Source organism: Cypionkella psychrotolerans, from assembly GCF_001294535.1.
Taxonomy (GTDB): Bacteria; Pseudomonadota; Alphaproteobacteria; order Rhodobacterales; family Rhodobacteraceae; genus Cypionkella; species Cypionkella psychrotolerans.
The window spans coordinates 41,713-62,431 of the sequence record NZ_LGIC01000069.1 but is presented as its reverse complement, the minus strand read 5'-3'; the positions used below and the strand labels follow the sequence as shown (position 1 = coordinate 62,431).

23 protein-coding genes are annotated in these 20,719 nt (G+C 61.2%); 11 read left to right on the top strand and 12 right to left on the bottom strand.

Translation table 11 applies throughout. The annotated features are described in order from the left end of the window. Positions 1 to 144: 144 nt before the first annotated feature. Together AKV04_RS16085 and AKV04_RS16080 are read right to left on the bottom strand one after the other, a co-directional pair. Positions 145 to 1,506, bottom strand: coding sequence for an ISKra4 family transposase (locus AKV04_RS16085; RefSeq protein ID WP_054007435.1), 1,362 nt, complete (start codon positions 1,504 to 1,506; stop codon positions 145 to 147). A 42-nt stretch (positions 1,507 to 1,548) separates the two neighbouring features. After that, a complete protein-coding gene (locus AKV04_RS16080; RefSeq protein WP_235815668.1) occupies positions 1,549 to 2,334 on the bottom strand; it encodes a response regulator in 786 nt (261 codons plus the stop codon). Positions 2,335 to 2,518: 184 nt separating this feature from the next. Here AKV04_RS16080 and AKV04_RS27210 point away from each other — a divergent pair, with 184 nt between their 5' ends. From AKV04_RS27210 to AKV04_RS16065, 4 genes are all read left to right on the top strand, one after another. After that, positions 2,519 to 2,782: an EF-hand domain-containing protein gene (locus AKV04_RS27210; protein ID WP_235815667.1), complete on the top strand. Its 264-nt coding sequence runs from the start codon at positions 2,519 to 2,521 to the stop codon at positions 2,780 to 2,782. An 18-nt stretch (positions 2,783 to 2,800) separates the two neighbouring features. Next, positions 2,801 to 2,980: a hypothetical protein gene (locus AKV04_RS27205; RefSeq protein ID WP_235815666.1), complete on the top strand. Its 180-nt coding sequence runs from the start codon at positions 2,801 to 2,803 to the stop codon at positions 2,978 to 2,980. 208 nt (positions 2,981 to 3,188) lie between these two features. Next, on the top strand, positions 3,189 to 3,575 hold the full coding sequence (locus AKV04_RS16070) for a DUF302 domain-containing protein (protein WP_054007434.1): 387 nt from the start codon (positions 3,189 to 3,191) through the stop codon (positions 3,573 to 3,575). Between the two features lie 10 nt (positions 3,576 to 3,585). Next, entirely contained in the window at positions 3,586 to 4,833 is a 1,248-nt protein-coding gene (locus tag AKV04_RS16065) for an MFS transporter (protein ID WP_202905638.1), read from the top strand. 37 nt (positions 4,834 to 4,870) lie between these two features. Here AKV04_RS16065 and AKV04_RS16060 read toward each other — a convergent pair whose 3' ends face one another. The 10 genes from AKV04_RS16060 to AKV04_RS16015 all read right to left on the bottom strand — a co-directional run bounded on the left by AKV04_RS16060 (position 4,871) and on the right by AKV04_RS16015 (position 14,251). Beyond that, positions 4,871 to 5,080 carry a hypothetical protein gene (locus AKV04_RS16060; RefSeq protein ID WP_156317587.1) on the bottom strand — a complete coding sequence of 70 codons (210 nt, stop codon included), beginning with the start codon at positions 5,078 to 5,080 and terminating at the stop codon, positions 4,871 to 4,873. Between the two features lie 132 nt (positions 5,081 to 5,212). Continuing rightward, positions 5,213 to 6,502 carry an ATP-grasp domain-containing protein gene (locus AKV04_RS16055; RefSeq protein ID WP_054007497.1) on the bottom strand — a complete coding sequence of 430 codons (1,290 nt, stop codon included), beginning with the start codon at positions 6,500 to 6,502 and terminating at the stop codon, positions 5,213 to 5,215. Between the two features lie 148 nt (positions 6,503 to 6,650). Further along, complete coding sequence (gene ppk2, locus AKV04_RS16050) at positions 6,651 to 7,454, bottom strand: polyphosphate kinase 2 (RefSeq protein WP_054007496.1); 804 nt, start codon at positions 7,452 to 7,454, stop codon at positions 6,651 to 6,653. 102 nt (positions 7,455 to 7,556) lie between these two features. After that, positions 7,557 to 8,663 (bottom strand): YVTN family beta-propeller repeat protein, encoded by a 1,107-nt coding sequence (locus tag AKV04_RS16045; RefSeq protein ID WP_202905636.1) that lies wholly within the window; start codon positions 8,661 to 8,663, stop codon positions 7,557 to 7,559. Between the two features lie 133 nt (positions 8,664 to 8,796). After that, positions 8,797 to 9,852, bottom strand: coding sequence for a type II glyceraldehyde-3-phosphate dehydrogenase (locus AKV04_RS16040; RefSeq protein WP_054007431.1), 1,056 nt, complete (start codon positions 9,850 to 9,852; stop codon positions 8,797 to 8,799). Between the two features lie 69 nt (positions 9,853 to 9,921). Beyond that, complete coding sequence (locus AKV04_RS16035) at positions 9,922 to 12,303, bottom strand: heavy metal translocating P-type ATPase (RefSeq protein WP_054007430.1); 2,382 nt, start codon at positions 12,301 to 12,303, stop codon at positions 9,922 to 9,924. Positions 12,304 to 12,343: 40 nt separating this feature from the next. Next, complete coding sequence (locus AKV04_RS16030) at positions 12,344 to 12,532, bottom strand: hypothetical protein (protein ID WP_054007429.1); 189 nt, start codon at positions 12,530 to 12,532, stop codon at positions 12,344 to 12,346. Between the two features lie 95 nt (positions 12,533 to 12,627). Beyond that, on the bottom strand, positions 12,628 to 13,245 hold the full coding sequence (locus tag AKV04_RS16025; protein ID WP_054007428.1) for an RNA polymerase sigma factor: 618 nt from the start codon (positions 13,243 to 13,245) through the stop codon (positions 12,628 to 12,630). Further along, on the bottom strand, positions 13,238 to 13,822 hold the full coding sequence (locus AKV04_RS16020) for an RNA polymerase sigma factor (RefSeq protein WP_054007427.1): 585 nt from the start codon (positions 13,820 to 13,822) through the stop codon (positions 13,238 to 13,240). The genes AKV04_RS16025 and AKV04_RS16020 overlap by 8 nt, the downstream gene beginning before the upstream one ends. A 66-nt stretch (positions 13,823 to 13,888) precedes the next feature. After that, complete coding sequence (locus AKV04_RS16015; protein ID WP_054007426.1) at positions 13,889 to 14,251, bottom strand: hypothetical protein; 363 nt, start codon at positions 14,249 to 14,251, stop codon at positions 13,889 to 13,891. Positions 14,252 to 14,530: 279 nt separating this feature from the next. Between AKV04_RS16015 and AKV04_RS16005 the strand changes: the two genes are divergently transcribed. From AKV04_RS16005 to arcC, 7 genes are all read left to right on the top strand, one after another. After that, positions 14,531 to 15,046: an SRPBCC family protein gene (locus tag AKV04_RS16005; protein WP_202905635.1), complete on the top strand. Its 516-nt coding sequence runs from the start codon at positions 14,531 to 14,533 to the stop codon at positions 15,044 to 15,046. An 87-nt stretch (positions 15,047 to 15,133) separates the two neighbouring features. Next, positions 15,134 to 15,430 (top strand): DUF2933 domain-containing protein, encoded by a 297-nt coding sequence (locus AKV04_RS16000; protein WP_054007423.1) that lies wholly within the window; start codon positions 15,134 to 15,136, stop codon positions 15,428 to 15,430. After that, positions 15,427 to 16,080 (top strand): methyltransferase family protein, encoded by a 654-nt coding sequence (locus tag AKV04_RS15995; protein ID WP_054007422.1) that lies wholly within the window; start codon positions 15,427 to 15,429, stop codon positions 16,078 to 16,080. The genes AKV04_RS16000 and AKV04_RS15995 overlap by 4 nt, the downstream gene beginning before the upstream one ends. A gap of 17 nt (positions 16,081 to 16,097) precedes the next feature. Continuing rightward, positions 16,098 to 17,534, top strand: coding sequence for a YfcC family protein (locus AKV04_RS15990; RefSeq protein ID WP_082351683.1), 1,437 nt, complete (start codon positions 16,098 to 16,100; stop codon positions 17,532 to 17,534). Between the two features lie 17 nt (positions 17,535 to 17,551). Continuing rightward, complete coding sequence (locus tag AKV04_RS15985; protein ID WP_054007420.1) at positions 17,552 to 18,781, top strand: arginine deiminase; 1,230 nt, start codon at positions 17,552 to 17,554, stop codon at positions 18,779 to 18,781. A 24-nt stretch (positions 18,782 to 18,805) separates the two neighbouring features. After that, a complete protein-coding gene (argF, locus tag AKV04_RS15980; protein ID WP_054007419.1) occupies positions 18,806 to 19,807 on the top strand; it encodes an ornithine carbamoyltransferase in 1,002 nt (333 codons plus the stop codon). Between the two features lies 1 nt (position 19,808). Continuing rightward, a complete protein-coding gene (gene arcC, locus AKV04_RS15975) occupies positions 19,809 to 20,717 on the top strand; it encodes a carbamate kinase (protein ID WP_054007494.1) in 909 nt (302 codons plus the stop codon). Positions 20,718 to 20,719: the final 2 nt, after the last annotated feature.

The window sequence follows — 20,719 nt, the reverse complement described above, 5'->3', positions numbered from 1 at the left end:
TCGCGCCTGCTGGGCAGAGGAAAATGATGGCCCAACGAGTTAATACCCCGGCCGACCCGGGCATAAACACCTTGCTTCGCGGGTTCCCCAGAACGTGTTTTTGATCTGGGACACCTCGAAAGGGGAGTGGACATAACATGGGGGTCATGCCGCGCGTTTGCTGTTTGTGACCGTCAGGCGACCGTCGAGGACGGCGGCCCGTGTGACGGCAACTCGGTGAGCCCCTTTTAGTGACCACCTCATCCTTCTGCGCTTTCCCATCCGGGCATTGGCAATGTCATCGACCGAACTCTCAGCACGAGATGATGAGATCGGCAGCCCACTCCGATAGCGGCGGCCATAGTCCACAAGGGATTCCATATTGTTCGCAAGATAGGTGTACAGGGTCTCGCAGCGTGCCTGCACGCGCGCGGCAGCCGCGCGGACAGCCTGAGGTTCTTCCGCAAAGCTGGCGCAATCGTGCATGAGCCCCTTCAGGTAGGTTTCCGCGACGCGTGCTCTGCCGTGCCACAACCACCAGCGTAGGCTTTTCGCGGGGCGCTGGAACAGCACTGGATTGCCGGCAAAACGTTGTGTCTGGACGAGCCCTTGAACGGCTGCCTCGACATGCTGCACACGCATAGAGAAGTGCCACCAGTCGAGGATATGCTTCACCGGGCCGTCGCCGTTGGTGGCATTTCGGATGAGGTTCGGGAGAGCTGCCTCGCCGTCCGAAATGACCGTCAAAAGACGGCCTGGCTTCCATTCAAAGGCCGAAAGCTCCTCGCGCATGCGGCGGCGTGGCGACGCTGTCGCATTGACGACCATGCCAAATCGTCGACATATATTTCGGCTTTCAATCTTACCGACCACAAGATCCAGATGTCGCTGCTGATATTCCGGGCGACAGCGGATATGTGCACCGTCTAGGAAAACCGTCAAACCACCTTTGGGCGTCACCTCAGCGGGACTGCTTGAAGCCCTGCGACTACACTCGAGCCGCTCGGCGATCCGACCCAACCGGGCGCGCACTGTGGCGTGATGGGGCGGGTGGCAGGGCAAGAAGCTCTTCATCAGCCGCGCGGCTTCGCGAAAGGAATGCCGGGACCCGAGCTCCGCATGGAACCGCTGCAGCTCCGGGGTAGCCCGGTCTGGAAAGAAATAGGCCAGCGGAGAAATAGGTCCGCCGGGCATCGCCGCTGACTTCACATCACAGGAACAGCGGCGCAAGCGCGCGGCTTCGACCCGAACCCGCCCGAAGGTCGTGTCGAGAACGCGCGTGCGATAGTCATGAATGGCACGAACCGAGGCGCAATCAGGGCATACGCGGCTCTCTCGAGTGATCTCCTCGACTTGGTCGTAAAGGATTACCCTTTGGAACTGTTCGGCGATCTTCTTCCCATCCTCGAGGCGCAGCCCGATCCCGTCTGGGCAGGTGACCCGGTAGGGTCGAGATATGCTATCAAGCTGATGTGTACGCTTCTCCCCGTTGTCGAAGGTCGTTTCGATCGCAATCCGAACGTCCATGGCAGCCCCCCTCGTAAAGAGCTTACCTTAGCACAGGCCAGATCACCGACGACGACACCCATGTTTTGTCCACTCCCGACCAACGCGCCAAGTGCCAGATTTAAGGGCAACGCGACAACTGACATCTGCGGCAAGGCTGTAGCCTCCACCCCAGACGGTTGCGATCAGCGCAGGCTTGGCCGGATCAGCCTCGATCTTGCGGCGCAAGCGGCTGATCTGGTTGTCTATGGTGCGGTCGAACACCTGTGCGGCGCGACCCGATCTAAGATCAAGCAGTTGTTCGCGGCTGAGCACGAAGCGCGGCCGTTCCAGAAACACCGTCAGCAGACGGAATTCTGCGGTTGTCAGTGCGACCTCGATGCCATCGTCGTCGGTCAGGGTCCGGCGGTCGGTATCAAGCACCCATCGGTCGAAGGCCAATCTGTGCCCGGCAAGGCTGCGACCAACGACTTCCGCCCGGTCGGACCTTCGCAAGATAGCTTTGATCCGAGCCAGCAACTCACGCGGATTGAAGGGTTTCGGAAGATAGTCGTCCGCACCAACCTCCAAACCCACGATACGGTCAGTTTCATCACCCAGGGCTGTCAGCATCAAGATCGGAATGGCCCCCTGCGCGCGCAGACGTCGGCAAACCGACAGGCCATCTTCGCCTGGCATCATCACATCCAGCACGATCAGATCGAATTGACCCACCTTCATCGCCGCATCCATGGCCACGGCATCGGCGGCAGAGGTCGCGCGCATGCCGTTCTTTTCCAGATACTTCACAAGCGCATCGCGGATATCGCGATGGTCATCGACGATCAGGATATGCGGCGGCTGGGTCATATCATTGTCTCCTGATTTCGACCCTAGCCGAACCTGTTGGGTCTGCGGACAGAAGTTTGTCGCAAATCTCTCTCAACGCCCTTGCTTGCGACAGATTGATACAAAACTGGCGTCGCCCTGACAAACCTGTGGGACACCTCGCTCTCAGATTGGACCCATCGCAATCTGATCCAGGAGAGACAGAATGAAACGTTCGACAAAATTCGCCCTCGCTACCGTTGCCGCCCTTGGCGTAGCCGCTGTCGCCGTACCGGTCGTCGCCCAGCAGGGCCATATGCAACATGACGGTATGATGGACGGAGGCATGGGAATGATGGCTGGCGGCCAGAGCTATGCCATGGTCACGTTCGATACCAACAAAGACGGCACGCTCAGTCCCGAGGAAATGACAGCCGGGATTCAGGCTGAACTCAAGACCTACGACACCGACGCCAACGGTACTTTGTAGCTGGAGGAATTCGCGGTGATGCATGCGGCCCACACTCGACCGATGACCGTGCGTGCCTTCCAGATGCACGACGCCGATGGAGATGCGCAGGTGACGGAGGCTGAAATGTCCGCCATGGCAGAAATGATGCAAAGCCACATGGGCGGACAGCAAGGCGGCATGCAGGGCATGGGTAAAGGCATGATGGACAACGACTGACGCGGCTTTTTTCTCCCGCTAACTGGGCGAAGTTTCCGTTAGCGGGAGAAATCCCAACACAGATCAGGAGGCCATGAAGATGAACGGCTATGGTATGGGATTTGGAATGGGCTTCGGCTGGCTCTGGATGATCGTCACCCTCGTGCTGGTCGGCCTCGCGATTGCGGCGCTGGTCAAATACTTGCGCAAATAGCTTAAAGGAAACCCGATGGACTATACGATCAACCGGCTGATCACAGGTGCGGAATTTGACGTGGTCGACGCCAGAACCCGTGCCGCGCTGGCTCATAACGGCTTTGGCGTGCTGACAGAGTTCGACGTCAAGGCAACGATGAAGAGGAAGCTGGACGTGGATATGCCAGCCTACCGCATTCTAGGGGCCTGCAACCCGAAGATGGCACTGGAAGCCATCGCGCTGGAGCCGCGCGTGGGCGCAATGCTGCCCTGCAACGTGATCCTCCGGGCGGTTGACGGCGGGGTTGAGGTCAGCGCCATAAATCCCACGGCCTCGATGGCGGCCATCGACAATCCGGCGCTACATGCGGTGGCCGGTCAGGTGCGTGATCTGCTGGCTGGCGCAGTTGCAGCGATCTGAGCCGCGCCGTATGACAGATACCCCACGTGATCTTGTCAAAGCCAGACCTCGGACATCAATGCTTGCCGCCCTGATGCTGGCGGTGTTCACCATTTCCGTCGGTTTCGGGATATTGCTGCCGCAGCTGCCCGACCTGATCGAACGCCTGCTGGGCGAGGCCAGCACGGCGGAGCATGTGTCGCGCGCTACCGGGCTGTTGACGGCGCTTTATATGTTCGCGTTGTTTCTATGTGCACCGTTCTGGGGGCGGCTGTCGGATCAGTGGGGGCGGCGGCCTGTCCTACTGATCGGGCTTGTCGGTTTTGCCGCGACTATGTTGGCATTCGCAGTGTTCGAAACGTTGACCGCAGTCTATGTGGAGCGGGCGTTGAGCGGGCTATTCGCCGCCGCGGTCACCCCGGTTGCCCTTGCGGCGGTCACGGACGTGTCGGCGACCAAGGCGGAACTGGGCCGTCGGTTGACCTTTGTTTCGCTGGCGGGGATTTCCGGGTTTCTGTTGGGGCCGACGCTGGGCGTGGCACTGACACGTGGATTGGGCGGGCTTGGAGGTGCGGCGGGTGCTTTGGCGGTGCCGCTGGTCGCAACGGGCGGTCTGGCGCTGATCGCGGCGCTGGTCGTGGCGTTGACTGTGCGTCTAGCCGTTGCCACCCCGCCCGATGCCCGTGAGGTTGCCGTGACCAGCGAACCGGGACTGGTGCGGTGGCTTTTGGCCTTGGGCTTTGTCGTGTCCGCTGGGGTTGCGGTGTTCGAGGTGGGGTTGGCGTTGCGCGGCAAGCAGGAACTTGGTCTGACCCCGGCGCAGATTGCGGCGATGTTCACGCTGTGCTCGGGCGTAATGATCGCGGTGCAGGCACTGGTGTTTTCGCCGCTGGTCAAGCCAGAACTGACCCGCTGGCTGATCGCACCCGCCTTTGGCGTGATGGGGGTGGGGCTGTTTGCCGTGCCCTTGGCCACGGAATTCCCGGCGATGCTGGGGGTGGTCGGGGCTGTGGCGGCCAGTGCCGGGATATTATCACCGATCCTGACCTATTGGATTGCTGGCCATGCCGGGCATAAATCCGGCGCGGAACTGGGCAAGCAGACGGCGGCAGCCAGTCTGGGGGCGGCTCTGGGGTCAGGGGCGGGCGGGCTGCTTTATGATGTGACTTGGTTGCCCAACGCCGCCTTTGTGCTGACGGCGGCGGTGCTGGGGCTAGCGGTCTGGCCAAGCCTGTGGTTGCCGGAGCGGCTGATGCCCCGCCGGGCTAAAGATCCCTGACGGTGTGTCCGGGCAACGGATCGCCCGGACGCGCGGCCTACATCTTGGTGCCGTTATGGGTGCGCCCGCTGGGCATCTGCACGTGAAGCGTGCCCGTTCGAATGATCTTTGCCAGCAAACGACACAGCAGAAACTCTCCGCTGGTCTGTTGCAGACGGCCACGCCTGCGCAGGTCCTTTTCCTCGATCACATCCGTGGGCGCGGTGTCGGCCCGCCAGCCCGGCGGTGTTTCGATGTTCATGCTCATTGCGGCATCCTGTTCCGGGCCAAGGCCCGCCACGCCTGATGGCGCAAGAGCCTTCTGAACATACAGACGCCTGACCCCGCTGCGGATTACAGCGCCGGGGCTAATTCCGCGAGGATTTGCCGGAACTGCGGATCAGACAGTCAGAACCGGCGCAAAGCCGCCGCCGGGGGTGCGGAAATTGGTGGTCTGACCCTGATAAACCCTCGCAGCCACCAGCAGCGGATGTGCGGCATAGGTGTAAAGCCGCAAATCGACCTTGCGCGGGGTGGGCACCCCGTCGAGCTGGATCATCCGCGTACTGGGCGTGGCCATCGCCTGCGCCACATAGTCAGCCTGGGTGATGTCGACCCAAACAGATTTCGTCAGCTTGTCACCTCGGTAGACCGCCTTGCCGCCATGCCCCGAGACGGGTTTGAAGAACAACTGCCGCCGGTCCTGCCACAGGGCGGCGGCGTTTTCGGGTGTGACCAATCGGGTTTGCGGGATTGACTGCAACCGCGCGGCCAATGTGGGCGGCACTCCGATTGCCGCCAATGCGACGGGGTCGGACAGCACCGTCAGATTGCGTTTGTGGGCCAGAAGCGCATGGGTGTGCGGGTTGGGTGTGACCACCACTGCGCTGGCCTGATAGGCCGCGCGGAGGGCGGCATGGCGTGGCTCGGATAGGGTGAAATCCACCAGCCGATTATAGACCAGATCAACCAGCAGATCGCCGAAATAAAGCCCGCCGTCGCGAAAAGTCAGCGTCTGCGGATCGCAGATCAGCGCATCCATGCCGTGCCGCGCAAGCGTCTGCTGGGCCAGCACAAATTCCGGATACAGATATTGATCCTGCGGCGCATCATCGACAATGGCAATCCGGCGCAGCGGTGCCGCATCACGCTGGCGCTGCCATTCGGCGCGAAACATTGCGATCACAGCCGCCTCGAAGCCTGCGACATGGCTGTCATCAGCGACATGCACCCGCCCTGCGCAGCACAAGGTTTGCGCCTGTGCCAACAGCGCATTCAGAAATGCCCCCCCGGCGTTGGTGTTCACCTCGATCAGTTTCGGGGCTTCGTCTGACAAGTGAAAGTCATAGCCCATCAGGGCCCCCTGCGGCCCAAGATCGTGCTGTGCAATCGGCGGGGCCCAGCCCAGAACCGTCGCCTTGTAGCTGGGTATTTGCGCCACCTGTTCGATGGCTGCGACGATATCTTGCATTGCCATCAGGGCGCGGGCAGGCAGAAACACCGGGACGTTGGAAAACAGATGCGGCTGATTGGCGGCGATTCGGTCGTGAAACCCCGGCTCGCTCGCGGCAGTATCCAGCTCCCGGCCCAGCTCATTGCGGTCCAGCGTTATACAAAAGCAGGATTGATTGAGGTGTTCGGGTGCAAACCCGGACGTGTCACAACAATCAGGCTGAATAGGGTTCTTCATCTGTTGTCCCTTGGGGTTGAGCATCAGACACCTCGCCTGCCGCACATCCTTTTCAGTCAGAGTGCTATGTCACTGCGCCCACAAAGGCCAGCACCGTGAAAACCGAAGCCGCGGCTTTGGAACCAACTGTCAGAGGACGGATGTTTCGCTACGGTGCAATGGCACCGCTTTGCACATGCTCCTTGGCATAGTCGAAAACGGTTTCGGGGTCGGCTTTCGCCAGATGCTTGTCTTTCTCAGGGCAATCAACGCGTGACATCAGGTGACGGATCACGTTCAGCCGGGCCTGTTTCTTGTCATCGGCCCGCACCACATGCCATGGCAGGTCGTCGCTGTGGGTGCGCGCGAACATTTCGTTGCGCGCCGTCGAATAGTCATCCCAGTGGCGCAGCGCGGTCTTGTCGATCGGGCTGACTTTCCATTGCTTGAGCGGATCGTCACGACGCGCCTCCAAGCGACTTTTCTGTTCGAGTTTCGAAATATCGAGGTAGTATTTGAACACCTGCGTGCCCGAGTTGACGAGCAGCCGCTCGAACGGCAAGACGGATTGCATGAACTCCTCGTGTTCAGTCTTGGGGCAGAACCCCATCACCCTTTCCACACCGGCGCGGTTGTACCAGCTGCGGTTCATCAGGACCATTTCGCCGGTTGCCGGTAGTTGGGCAGCGTAGCGTTGAAAATACCACGAGTGCGTGTCGCGGTTCGACGGTTTGCCAAGTGCGACAACGCGGGTGTCGCGCGGGCTGAGGTGTTCGGTGATCCGCTTGATCACGCCATCCTTGCCCGAGGCATCGCGACCCTCGAACAGGATGAGAATCCGCAGGTCATTCTTGATCAGATGCCGTTGCAGCTTGACCAGTTCAATTTGCAAATCGTGCAGAGCGGATTTGTAGTCTTCTGGTTCAACAATCGCATTCTTGGTATTGGCGGGCTTCTTCGATTTCTTGCTCATCACCTGTATCCCTTGAATATCTGGTGTGGAGTTATCGACTTGCATATGCTGGAAAGTTCGCCCGCAGCGACGGGAATTGGTCGCAGTGGGCAAGCAAAATTTTCAGGGCAAATACGTGATGCCGTTCGGCCCCTTGCCAACCGGAACCGTCGCGATCACGATTTGCGTCGCCACGTCAATTGCCGAGACGGTTGCGTCAAGGATGTTGGTGACAAAGACGGTAGCACCGTCGCGGCTGACCACCACGCCATGGGCACCGCGCCCGGTTTCGATTGTCGCCACCACGGTGTTTGTCGCCACGTCGATTACCGAAACCCTGTTGTCAGGCTCCGCCTCGGTTCCCTGATTGGCCACATAGACCAACCGGCCGTCCGGCGTGGCAAAAACCTGAATCGGATTGCGGCCGACATCGACAGTCGCAACCAGCGCTCTGGTTTTCACATCGACCACCGCCACCTGATTGGCATCGCGCAACGAGACATAAAGACGGCTGCCGTCCGGGGTGAACCCCACTTGCACAGGGGTTATGCCAACCGGAATGCTGGCGACCTCTTTCAGCGTTGCCGTGTCAATCACCGAAACCGTTCCGCTTTGCACATTGGCAACCATGATCTCTAGCCCGTCCGGGCTTAGGCGCAGGCCATGCGGATAATCGCCTGTGGGGACGGTCGCGGTCACCTTGCGCGTGGCAAGGTCGATGACGCTGAGCGTGTCGTCTTCGGCATTGGTCACGAAGGCGCGGGAGCCGTTCAGGTCGGTGATGACGTGGGCGGGATGCATCCCGACGTAAATCCGCGCCACCGGACCTGCCGCCATGTGATGCGGATCGAACAGCACGACCTCGCCCCTGACGTCCATACCCGCCATGCCGCCGCCCGATGATTGATCGGTGGTTTCTTCGGCCATGTCCGGCGGTAATCCCACGGCAAGCAGCCAGGATCCATCCGGAGATATCTGAATATTGTGCGGCTCGATCGTCGCTGGAACCGTGGCGACTTCGCCGCTGCCAAGGTCGATCCGGCTGATGGTCGAGTCATATTCGTCAGCTGTGAATACCACGCCGCTGGTCAATCCCGGCGCAAGGGTTTGGGCGACTGCAGGGTGGCCCAGAGCGAGGGCAGTTGCCATAGCTAGAAACAACCTGCGGACCGCGGGCACGCTCGTGTCCGGGGCTTTCGCGGTCTTGCCGGTTTGATTGCTGAGTTCCATGATGAGTACCCTTTCCTATTTGGTTTTCGGTGCACAGTTCCGAATGATCACACCCGTCGCCATGAAATTGCGTTGATGAATGCCAAGCCTATGCCGGTGTCAGCATTTGCCCTGGAGACGTGCTGCCATGCATTCATGCCGGACCAAGAGCCCGTGACATGATCCCGATATTAAGGGCCGCATCGGTTCGTTCGATCGAGTCCCGGAAGTCTCGGATACTGCCGGTCAGCGCCCGTATCGCGTCGATCGTTTCAGGGATCACGATGGCCTGATTGTCGACCATGTAGGCATAAAAAAGCTCGTCGCCCTCGACTTTGAGCATGTCTGCCCACAGCGCCACCTCATAGAGGTCGTCGTGCGGACGCCCGAGGTCAGCTGCAAACTCCTTGACCGTATTGATCGCGGTCAGTCCTGTATCCTGGCCGATCAAGGCGATCCGGGAAGATGTGCGGAATGCGGCGAGAACTTCGTCCTTGCTGGCCGGGCGGGTCAGTTGAACGGCCCAGTAATGCAGATGGGCCAGCGTCTCAGGAACCTTGACCGCCATCGTTATCACGTCCAGGTCCGGATCGACGGTGCGCGCGTCCGGGCCCTGATGGCTCGGAATTTCCGGTTCGGGCAGCAAGGTGTTCATGATTCCGCCCAGATGACTTTCCCAAGGGTCTGTGGCGCGGCGCAGCAAAGTGCCGCGTGCTCGGCGTAAAAGACCCGCCCGTTTCAGCGCAGACAGGGTGCGCACCGTCGCGGTGGTGTTGCAGGAAACGACACGCGTGCAGTCGCGATCAAGCGCACTGGCGAAATTCGCCTCGGCGACAAAGGAGTGACCGGTCACGTCGTGCTTTTCGCCGCCGTGCAGGATGAATTTCAGACCGCGCTGACGGTAGAGTTCGACATTTCGGGAAGCGACATGCTTGGGGGTACAGTCGACCACCAGATCCGACACTTCCAGCAAATCATCGAGCGTTCCCGTGACCTGCATTCCTGCAGCGCGCATCGCTTGTACGGCGTCTGGCGTGGCACCAAACAGATCGAAACCCTTGTGCGTTGCGATGCGTGGGCGCCAATCGGTGCCGATGTCAGCAACACCGGAAAGCGTCATGTCGATCTGCTGATAGACTGCGTCCGCAACTCGCTTGCCAATCACACCATAGCCGTTGACCGCGATCCGCAGTTTTGTGTGTTGGGTCATTTTCGTACTCTTTCTTTTGTGCCGCTTGTTGCGGGCTGGGCATGACTGGAAATGTCTTGCTGCTGCGGGTCAGGTCGTAGCAGGTTGCGACTTTGCGATCCCCTCAAGCCGGGTTCTCTTGAGGAGAAGCGCGTTGACGGCGACCAGGGCAGAGCTGCCTGACATCGCGAGGGCCGCAATTTCGGGGCTGACGACATAGGGGAAAAACACACCCGCAGCGGCCGGGAAGGCCACCACGTTGTAAGCCACCGCCCAGAACAGGTTCTGGTGCATTTTTCGCAGGGTGGCGCGTGATAGAATGATTGCCCCCACCACGTCATAGGGATCACTTTTCATTAGCACCACATCGGCGCTTTCCATCGCCACGTCGGTGCCTGCGCCAATGGCAAAACCGACGTCGGCTTGGGTCAGGGCGGGGGCGTCATTGACCCCGTCGCCCACCATGCCGACCTTTTTGCCCTGCGCCTGCAACTCCTTGACCTTCTCGGCCTTTTGCCCCGGCAGCACATCGGCCAAAACGATATCGATGCCCAGTTCGCCCGCGATGCGCGCCGCAGTCCCCGCATTGTCGCCGGTCAGCATCGCCACCTGCACGCCGCGTTCGCGCAGCTTGGCAACCGCCGCTTTCGCGGTAGGCCGCAAGGCGTCGGCAATCGCGATCAGGCCCAGAACTTGGCCGCCCTCGGCGACATGCACGACCGTCCGGCCGGCGCCCTTGAGCGTCTCGGCGCGGTCCGCCAGCGCGCCAAGCGCCACCTTCTCTTCGTCCATCAGGCGCCGGTTGCCGACCAGCACCGACTTGCCCGCGACTTCGGCCTTGGCCCCGCGACCGTCGAGCGTCTCGAACGCCGACATCGCACCTAGGGTCAGGTTGGCGGCCCGTTCGACGATGGCAACGGCCATCGGGTGGTCAGACCCCTTGTCCACTGCCGCCGCCGCCATCACAACCTCGTCCTCGCTGCGGCCTTCGGCGGCAACCACTTCGACAACCTTGGGCTGACCCATGGTCAGGGTGCCGGTCTTGTCAAAGATGATGACATCGAGTCTGGTTGCATCCTCCAGCGCGCTGGCGTTCTTGAACAAGATGCCGTTCATCGCGCCCAGCCCCGTGCCGACCATGACCGCCATCGGCGTAGCAAGGCCAAGCGCATCGGGGCAGGCGATAACAAAGACGGTGATAGTCAGGGTGAGGGCAAACAGCAGCGGTGCGCCCAGCCACCAATACCAGACCGCAAAGGTGGCAAGGCCGACCACGATCGCCACCAGCACCAACCATTGTGAGGCGCGGTCGGCCAGCAGTTGCGCCGGGGCCTTGGAATTCTGCGCCTCTTGGACCAGCTTGACGATCTGGGCCAGCGCGGTATCGGCCCCAACCTTGGTGGCACGGTATTGGAAAGTGCCGCTCTTGTTGATCGTTGCCCCGATCACCTGACTGCCGACAGTCTTATTCACCGGCATCGACTCGCCGGTCAGCATGGATTCGTCGACCAATGAGGTGCCTTCGGTGACTTCGCCATCGACGGGGATCTTGTTGCCGGGGCGGATTACGACGATCTCGCCTGCCAGCACCTCGGCGGTGGACACCTCGACTTCGACACCTTTGCGCAGGACATTTGCCTTTGGCGGGGCGAGGTCCAACAGGGCCCGGATCGCCTCAGACGCGCCGGCCCGGGCCCGCATTTCCAGCCAGTGACCCAGCAGGATGAACACCAGCAGCACGGCGACCGCTTCAAAGAACTGCACGCCCGGGAAGAACAAAACCGATGCTAGGCTGAATACATAGCCGGTGCCGACCGACAGCACGACCAGCACCGCCATGTTCAGCACGCCATTGCGCAGCGCCCGCGCGGCGGCGACAAAAAACGGCCAACTTGGGTAGAGCACGGCGGCGCTGCCAAGGATCAGCAACCATACATCCAGCCGCAGGCCGAACGGCGGCGGCGGGGCTTTGAACAGGCCCGCCATCGGGGAATAGATAAAGATCGGGACGGTAAATACCAGCGCGACAAAGAAGCGGTTGCGCATGTCACGCACCATGGATTGCATGTCGCCACCTGCGCCATGGCCCATTTCGGCCGCCATCTCATCGCGGGCGGTGCCGGTTTTTGCCATGCCCGCCATGTCATGCCCCGCATGAGGGCCCGCCATGTTATGCCCAACGTGGGGATCGGCCTTCGCCGGGGTCGGCGCAGGAATTCCCGGCATGTCGTCCGGCGCGCAGATATGGGCGGGCACCTTTTCGCCCCGGCAATGCTGGCCGCACGCCACGATCACCGCCTGCAGTTTGCCGACACTGGTAACGCCCTCGTCAAACCGCACTGTGACCGAGGCCGAACCAGGATTGGAGCTTGCCTCCTGCACGCCTGGTTCGGTCAGCAATTGCTTTACGACACCAAGATGGCCCAGCCCGTCAAAATAGGCACCAACGTCAAGTGAAGCTGTTCTGGTCATCTTTTGTCCTTGCTGTCGCGTCAAAGGGCGGGCGGTAGGGTCAGCCGCAGCAGCAGCCTGAAGATCCTGCCGGTTTGGTCTTGCTGTCGGCGGCCGGATGCTGCGGCGCGGCGTCGGCAGTCGCCTGCGGCTTGGCCTCGGCACCGCCGCAGCATCCGCCCGCAGCGGAATGGCTGTCCGATTGCGCATGGCCGCTGTGATCATGCGCAGGCTTCAAAATCTGGTTCATGGCTTTCTCCTGATGCGTTGGGTCCAAGGGCGCGGAACCTGTTCGTTTGCCCGGCCTCATTCCAATAGACGCAAAGGCCGCGCGATCATTACAGGTCAGCCCTTCTCCGCCGCAGCGGCACGAAGCAATCCTGCCCGACGGGCGGCATCGCAGCCGCAGTCCATGAAGCCATGCTCCGGGCAGGTCAGGCACATCTCGACCAACCGCTGCTTCAGTGCCTTGCGGGCGCGGTGCAGCCGCACAGCCAGAGTGGAAGGCGTCAGACCAAGATCAGCAGCGACCGCCGCGCGTGGTTCCTCGTTCAGGTCGATGCGCCGGATCAGGTCGGCATCATCGGGTTTGATCGTTGCGATCAACTCGAGGAGGCAAGCGCAAATGGCGGCCTGCAATTCGACCTCGGCGGCCGGGCTTTCGTCAAAAAATTGCGGCCTCATCACAGCCTCCCGCTGTCTGCGCCGTGCCGCACCACGCTGGTGATCGGCAAGGGATGTGGCCAACAATCGGCTAAGCCAGCCACGAACAGTTCGGACATCGCGCAGATCATCGGCGCGTTCCATCGCCCGCAACATGAAAGATTGCATGACATCGCTGGCTTCCTCGCTGTTGCCCAGGCGCCGTTGCAGATAAGATCGCAGATACGCGTGGCTTTGGCTCAGGGCGGTGCAGACCGCACTGGCATTGGCGGTGGTGGCCGGATCAAAGGCGTCAGTCACAGGCGCATTCCAGAAAGCTGCCGTCGCGACAGGACAGGCAAGCGGATTCAAGTTCCTGACGTAAGGCATGTCTGGCGCGGTGCAGGCGGACGTTCAGGGCGTTTGCCGTCAGCCCAAGGTCGGCGGCAATTTGGGTACGCGGCTCTTCCTCCAGGTCGGCACGGCGCAGGATCGCGGCTTGATCCTGGCCCAGCCGAGACAAGGCCTTGGGCAAGCATTTGCATGGCCCTGCAGCAGGGTCAGCCTCTGTCGCTGGTTCCTCAAAACCCTGCTCTTGCGAATAGGCGATTTCCGCCCGTAGTCGCGTGGCACGCCGCCGATAATGATCAATCAGCGTATGGCGCAGGATCTGGCCCAGCCAAGCGTCAATCTTTTCCTCGCCGCTTGCGGTCTGGCTGGCGCGGATCACCTTGAGGCTGAAATTCTGCAACACGTCTTCGGCCTCATCAAGACTGCCGAGCCTGCGGCGCAGGTAACCTAGAAATGCCTGTTTTCCCGCAATCAGGTGCTGATTGACGGCCGGATTGACAGCAGCGCGGTTGTCCGGTTCGGACAGCATGTAGCTATGGATGGACATGGGGTGCTCCGTGCGTGGAAAAGCGGTTGGATCGCAACGCGGAGGCGTTGGACCACCCCGCGTCAGTCAGACAGGCGCACGAAAGGCTTTGGGCGGGCGAAGCAGCCGCTGATTGATCGGGGCCGGACCACAGGTCACCGCCGCATAATGCCAGACGCCTGAGTCGGCGACGGGCATGAGCGGGACATCAAGTGCCCGTCTTTCGGGAATAACGACTGTATTGGCATTGCAATGTGTGTGGCCAAGTGACGGGCCAGAAGTCTGGCAATCGGACGGCACGGCGGAAAGACTGATCTCGGCCACCGGATGATCCGCCATTGTCGGCACTTCGGCATTTGCGGTGGTCAGGAACAGCCCGAAAATCATCAGCAGGGCAATGGTCTGCAAGATCGCAGTTTTGATCTTCGGCCTGTTGAACTTAAGTTGCATTGGGATGGCACCACCGCCAAGGAATCGTTCCTTGTCTGCATTTGGTCACAACAGGCCCTGTCGTGCTTTGATCTCGATCAACCGGGCCGCGAGCCCGCCAAATGCAACGAGCACGTTGAAACAGCCAAAACCGGTATGCCACCACAGCAGCGGCGGTGCTTTGGCGCAATCTGGCAGTCCGGCCTGTAATGTTCCGACCCAAGCCGCGTCTGTATCTGAAAAGTCGCCACGTCATGCCGCCCGATATGGGGGCAGGCGGAATCTGTCAGGATCAAGACCGTGCCACCAATGACCCATCACGATCAGTCCCAGGCCATTGTGAGCGGCTCACAGTCCGACGTTTTCGCCCATCTCGACGATCAGACCAGGCTTGCCGCCCATATGGGCAGGCGGTCGATGATGATGCTGGGCGGGCGGATGACCTATCAATTTGACGCCGCACAAGGCCGCGCCGTGGGATCTGTGATCCGGACGGGCGGACGCTTTCTAGGCCTTTCGCTGTTCGTCGAAGAGGTCGTGACGCAGCGGACGCCACCCAGCACCAAGCGTTGGGAAACCCGCGGGCTGCAGCGCCTGCTGGTGATCGACAGCTACGTCATGCGGTTTGTGACGCGGAGAATGGGCGCAGGAACCGAGGTCCGGGTTTTCATCGACTACCGGTTGCCATCCGGTCTTGTAGGGCGCTGGCTTGGCCGGATTTTCGCGCCGATTTACGCCAGATGGTGCGTTTGGCGCATGGTCAAGGATGCAAGGCAGCATTTCGGCTCAGGTGAAGAACCGGGAGTTGCCGCATGACGTTGGTCCATGTTCCAGCATCGGTTCTCAAGGCCAAAGCCTGCAAAACATTCGCGCCAAGTCTGTAGTGTTCAAGGAGAAACAGCGATGCAAGACCATGATCATTCGATGCACAAGCTAGAGCCCAACCCCGGTTTCTGGCAGTCTTCTACCGGAATTGCCCTAATCGTCTTTCTTGTCATCGCCGCGATCCTGCTCGGCTATGAACACCGCGTCCATATTTTTGGCGGCACTTCGGGTTCCTTTGTGTTTCTGGCAGTCTGGATCGGGATGCATTTCTTCATGCACCGGGGCCACGGCGGGCACGGTGGGCATGGCAGCCACAACGAACCTCAGGCCAAAGCGCCAGATGATCAGACTAATGACACCGGAGACAAGCCATGATCACCACGTCCTCTGGCTATGGCCTGTGGTTGTTTGCCCTTATCAACGCGGCGATTTTCATCCTGTTCGCCTTCAGTTTCTTCAAGCCGCAGACGCCGCGCGACTGGCGCAGTTTCGGCGCGTTCAGCGCGTTTCTGGTGGCCCTCTTTGCCGAGATGTATGGGTTTCCACTTACCATATTCTTATTGTCCGGCTGGCTGCAGACCCGCTATCCCGGTATCGACTGGTTTGCGCATGACGCGGGCCATTTGCCCGAGATGATGTTCGGCTGGGGAGGCAATCCGCATTTCGGCCCGTTCCATTTGCTCAGCTTCTTGCTGATCGGCGGTGGTTTCTGGCTGATTTCCGCCGCCTGGCCGGTGCTGTATGCCGCACAACGCAGCGGCAAACTGGCCACCACAGGTCTTTATGCCCGGCTGCGCCATCCGCAATACGCAGGCTTCGTGCTGGTGCTGACCGGGTTTCTGGTGCAATGGCCGACGCTTTTGACGCTTGCGATGTATCCGTTCCTGATCTGGATGTACGCCCGTCTGGCCCGCGCCGAAGAGCGCGAAACCCGCGCCCGGTTCGGTGCCGTCTTTGACGACTATGCGCGACGCGTTCCGGGGTTTTTGCCGATCCTCGGATCAACTGCTCAACCCGTAAAATGATTGGAAAAGAGACCGCCATGGCACTTAGCCCCACCCCACAACCTGACAGTCTCGCCTCGCGATTTCCCACCGCATATACGATCCTGTTCGCGCTGATCATCGTCGTGGCAGCCCTGACCTGGATCATTCCGGCGGGCAAGTTTGACCGGGTGCAGAACGACGCCGTCGGGCGCGAAGTGGCGGTGGCGGGCACCTACAAGACGGTCGAGGCCAATCCGCAGGGTTTCATCGACGTCCTGCTGGCCCCGACTGCCGGATTTTACGACCCCGACAGCTATGCCGCGAACGCCATCGACGTGTCGCTGTTCGTTCTGTTTCTGGGTGGCTTTCTGGGCGTGGTCAATGCCACCGGATCGATCGACACCGGCATCAAAGCGGCGATGCGCAAGCTGAACGGACGCGAGGTCTGGATGATCCCGATCCTGATGTCGTTGTTCGCACTGGGCGGCACGACCTACGGCATGGCTGAGGAGACGCTGGCGTTCTATCCGCTGTTGATCCCGGCGATGCTGGTCGCGGGGTTCGACACGATGACGGCGGTGGCGGTCATCCTGATCGGCGCCGGCATCGGCACGCTGGGCTCAACGATCAATCCCTTTGCCACTGTCATTGCCTCAAATGCCGCTGGGGTGGCCTTTACAGAAGGCATGGTGTTGCGCGTTGTGCTGCTGTTGGGCGGGCTGGCGATCTGCATCGCCTATGTCACCCGCTACGCGCTGCGAGTTAAGGCCGATCCGGCAAGGTCCGTGGTGGCGGCCCAGGCGAGTCGCGATCGGCAAGCCTTCTTGTCGGGTGGCAATGGGACCGGGAACGACCGTCTGAGCGGCACCCAGTCTGTGATCCTGGTACTGTTCGCGGCGACCTTTGTGGGACTGATCTGGGGGGTGTCGTCACAGGGCTGGTGGATGGCGCAGATGGGGGCGCTGTTCCTTGGCATGGCAATCCTGATCGGGCTGGTGGGACGGCTTGGCGAAAAGCGTCTGACCTCGACCTTTGTTGACGGTGCGCGCGATCTGTTGGGCGTGGCGCTGATCATCGGCCTTGCCCGCGGTATCGTGGTGATCATGCAGAACGGCCTGATCGCCGACACGATCCTGAACGCGGCGGCGCAGGCGGTGAGCGGACTGCCGGAACTGGCCTTCATCAACCTGATGTTCTGGATTGAAGTGGCGATGAGTTTCCTTGTTCCCTCATCCTCTGGCCTCGCCGTACTGTCGATGCCGATCATGGCACCCCTAGCCGATTTCGCCGGGGTGACGCGCGACCTGGTGGTGACGGCCTATCAATCGGCCAGTGGTCTGGTCAACCTCATCACCCCCACCTCGGCAGTGGTGATCGGGGCGCTGGCGATTGGCCGCATCTCTTATGACCGCTGGATCGTGTTTGTCTGGCCGCTTCTGCTTATCCTGACGATTTTCATCTCGGTGGTACTGAGCATCGGCGCGATCCTTTGACATTGGAGACATTCCCCATGACGACCCATGATCTTGGAGTTCATTCCGAAACCGGCAGACTGCGGCAGGTCATCGTCTGCCGCCCCGGTCTGGCGCATCGCCGCCTCACGCCCTCCAACGCGCAGGCACTGCTGTTTGACGATGTATTCTGGGTCAAGCAGGCGCAGAAGGACCATGACGTTTTCTCGACCCTGATGCGGGCCGAAGGCGTCGAGGTGCTGGATGTGAACACCCTGCTTGCCGAGGTGCTGGACATTCCGCAGGCGCGCAAATGGGTGCTCGATCACCGCATCACCCCCAATGATGTCGGCACCGGGATGCTTGGTGAACTGCTGGCATGGATGCACGATTTACCGGGGGCAAAGCTCGCCGAATACCTGATTGGCGGGCTGGAGGTTGGCGATCTGCCGTTTAAACCCTCGGGCCTTTTTGGCAGCTATCTCGGGCCGCATGGGTTTGTTTTGCCGCCGCTGCCCAATTTCCTCTTCACCCGCGACAACTCTGCCTGGGTTTACGGTGGCGTCACGCTGAACCCCATGTACTGGGCGGCGCGCAAGCCCGAAACCCTGCTGACCGCCGCCGTCTACCGGTTTCATCCGAAATTCGCGGGCAAGGCTGCGGTGCATTGGGGCGACCCGACAGTGGAGCATGGCCTTGCCTCGGTTGAGGGTGGCGACGTGATGCCGGTAGGCAACCGCACCGTGCTGGTCGGCATGGGCGAAAGATCCTCGCCGCAGGGCATCGGCCTTCTGGCGGCCTCGCTGTTTGCCAAGGGCGTGGTCGACCGGGTGATCGCCTGCCAACTTCCCAAAAGCCGGTCCGCCATGCATCTGGATACCGTGTTCACACTGCTGGGCGGCGATGTGGTGACAACCTTCAAAGAGGTCGCCGATGCAATCACCTGTTTCGATCTACGCCCCGTCGAAGGCAATGCCCCCCTGCAATTCCGCGCTGACCCCCGCCCGCTGTTCGACGTGGTGGCCGAGGTGCTGAGCCTGCCGAAACTAACCATCGTGCCAACTGGTGGGGGTGATCCGGCGGAACGCGCCCGCGAACAATGGAACGACGGCAACAACCTGCTGGCGCTACGCCCCGGCGTGGTGGTCGGCTACGACCGCAACGACGACACCAACGCCGCCTTGCGCGCCGTCGGCATCACGGTGCTGGAACTCCCGGGGGCCGAACTGGGCCGGGGCCGGGGTGGCAGCCATTGCATGAGTTGCCCCACCATTCGCGATGCCGAATAGACCCCAATCCCGAAGGAACGCAACATGAGCTACAACCTCAAGAACCGCAGTTTCCTCACCTTGCGCGATTTCAAACCTGCCGAGATCGGATTTCTGCTGAAACTCGCAGCGGACCTCAAAGCCGCGAAGTATGCGGGTACCGAACAGCCGGGTCTGAAGGGCAAGGAGATTGCGCTGATCTTTGAAAAAGACAGCACCCGCACTCGCGTCGGGTTCGAGGTGGCCGCGCATGATCAGGGGGCCACCGTGACCTATCTGGGGCCATCGGGCAGCCATATCGGCCACAAGGAAAGCGTCAAGGATACCGCAAGGGTGCTGGGCCGAGTCTATGATGCCATCGAATACCGCGGCTTCGGCCAGTCGATTGTCGAGGAGCTGGCCGCCTATTCCGGCGTACCGGTCTATAACGGCTTGACCGATGAATTCCACCCGACCCAGATCCTCGCCGATTTCCTGACCATGCAAGAGCACAGCGATAAGCCGCTGCGACAGATTTCTTATGTGTTTCTGGGCGATGCCAAAAACAACATGGGCGACAGCCTCTTGATCGGCGGGGCCAAGATGGGCATGGATGTGCGGCTTTGCGCGCCCAAGGCCTGCTGGCCCGCCAAAGCCATTCAGGCTGAGGCGGAGGCGATAGCCAAAGAGACCGGCGCGAGGATCATGATCACCGAAGATGTAGGCGATGCGGTCAAGGGCGTCGATTTCGTCTACACCGATGTCTGGCTTTCGATGGGAGAGCCCGAAGACAAATGGCCCGCCCGGATAAAGTTGCTGCTGCCTTACCAGGTCAATGCCAAACTGATGAAAAAGACCGGAAATCCGCGCGCCAAGTTCATGCATTGCCTGCCCGCCTTTCACAATGCGGACACCCAGGTCGGCAAGGACATCGCGACCAAGTTCGGCATTTCCGAGATGGAAGTCACCGACGAGGTGTTCGAAAGCCCGGCCTCGATCGTATTCGATCAGGCCGAAAACCGGATGCACACCATCAAGGCGGTGCTTGTTGCCACTTTGGGAGGCTGAGGTGCTGGTTGTCGCAGCCCTTGGCGGCAATGCCCTTCTGCGGCGGGGCGAGCCCATGACAATCGAAGTGCAACGCGCCAACGTCGCGCGCGCGGCGGTGGCTTTGGCCGCCCTGGTGCGCGCGGGGCATGATGTGGTCGTCACGCACGGTAACGGCCCGCAAGTCGGGCTGCTGGCGTTGCAGGGGGCCGCATTCCGGCCCGAAGCACCCGACCCGCTGGATGTGCTGGGTGCGGAAACCGAAGGCCTGATCGGCTATCTGATCGAGCAGGAGCTGGAGAACGCACTGGGCCACGACCGTCCGGTGGCGGCCCTTTTGACTCAGGTTCTGGTCGATCCGGCCGATCCGGCATTTACCTATCCGACGAAGCCTGTCGGCCCGGTCTACAGCGAGGCCGAGGCGAAAGCACTTGCCGCTCAACGTGGCTGGTCCGTCGCCCCAGACGGAGCGTTCTGGCGGCGCGTCGTGCCCTCGCCGAAGCCCGTCGAGATTCCCGACCTGCGGGTGATCCAGTTGCTCCTGTCGCAAGGCGTGGTGGTGATCTGCGCCGGGGGCGGCGGAATTCCAGTGGTGCGGCGGGGCGACGGCAGCGTGATCGGCGTCGAGGCGGTGATCGATAAGGATCACGCCAGCGCCCTGCTTGCGCATGGCCTTGGCGCTGACGCGCTGCTCATGTTGACGGATGTGGAAGGGGTGATGGAAGGGTTTGACACGCCTGCCGTCCGCCGCATTCCGCGCCTGTCCGCCGCCCAGGCAGGGCAGTTGGCGCTACCGGAAGGATCCATGGGGCCGAAGGTCGCCGCCGGGTTGAGCTTTGTCGCAAAGGGTGGGCAACTGGCGGGCATCGGCCGGATGGAAGACGCCACTGCCATCCTTAACGGAGTGGCCGGAACCGTCATCTCAGCCTAGAA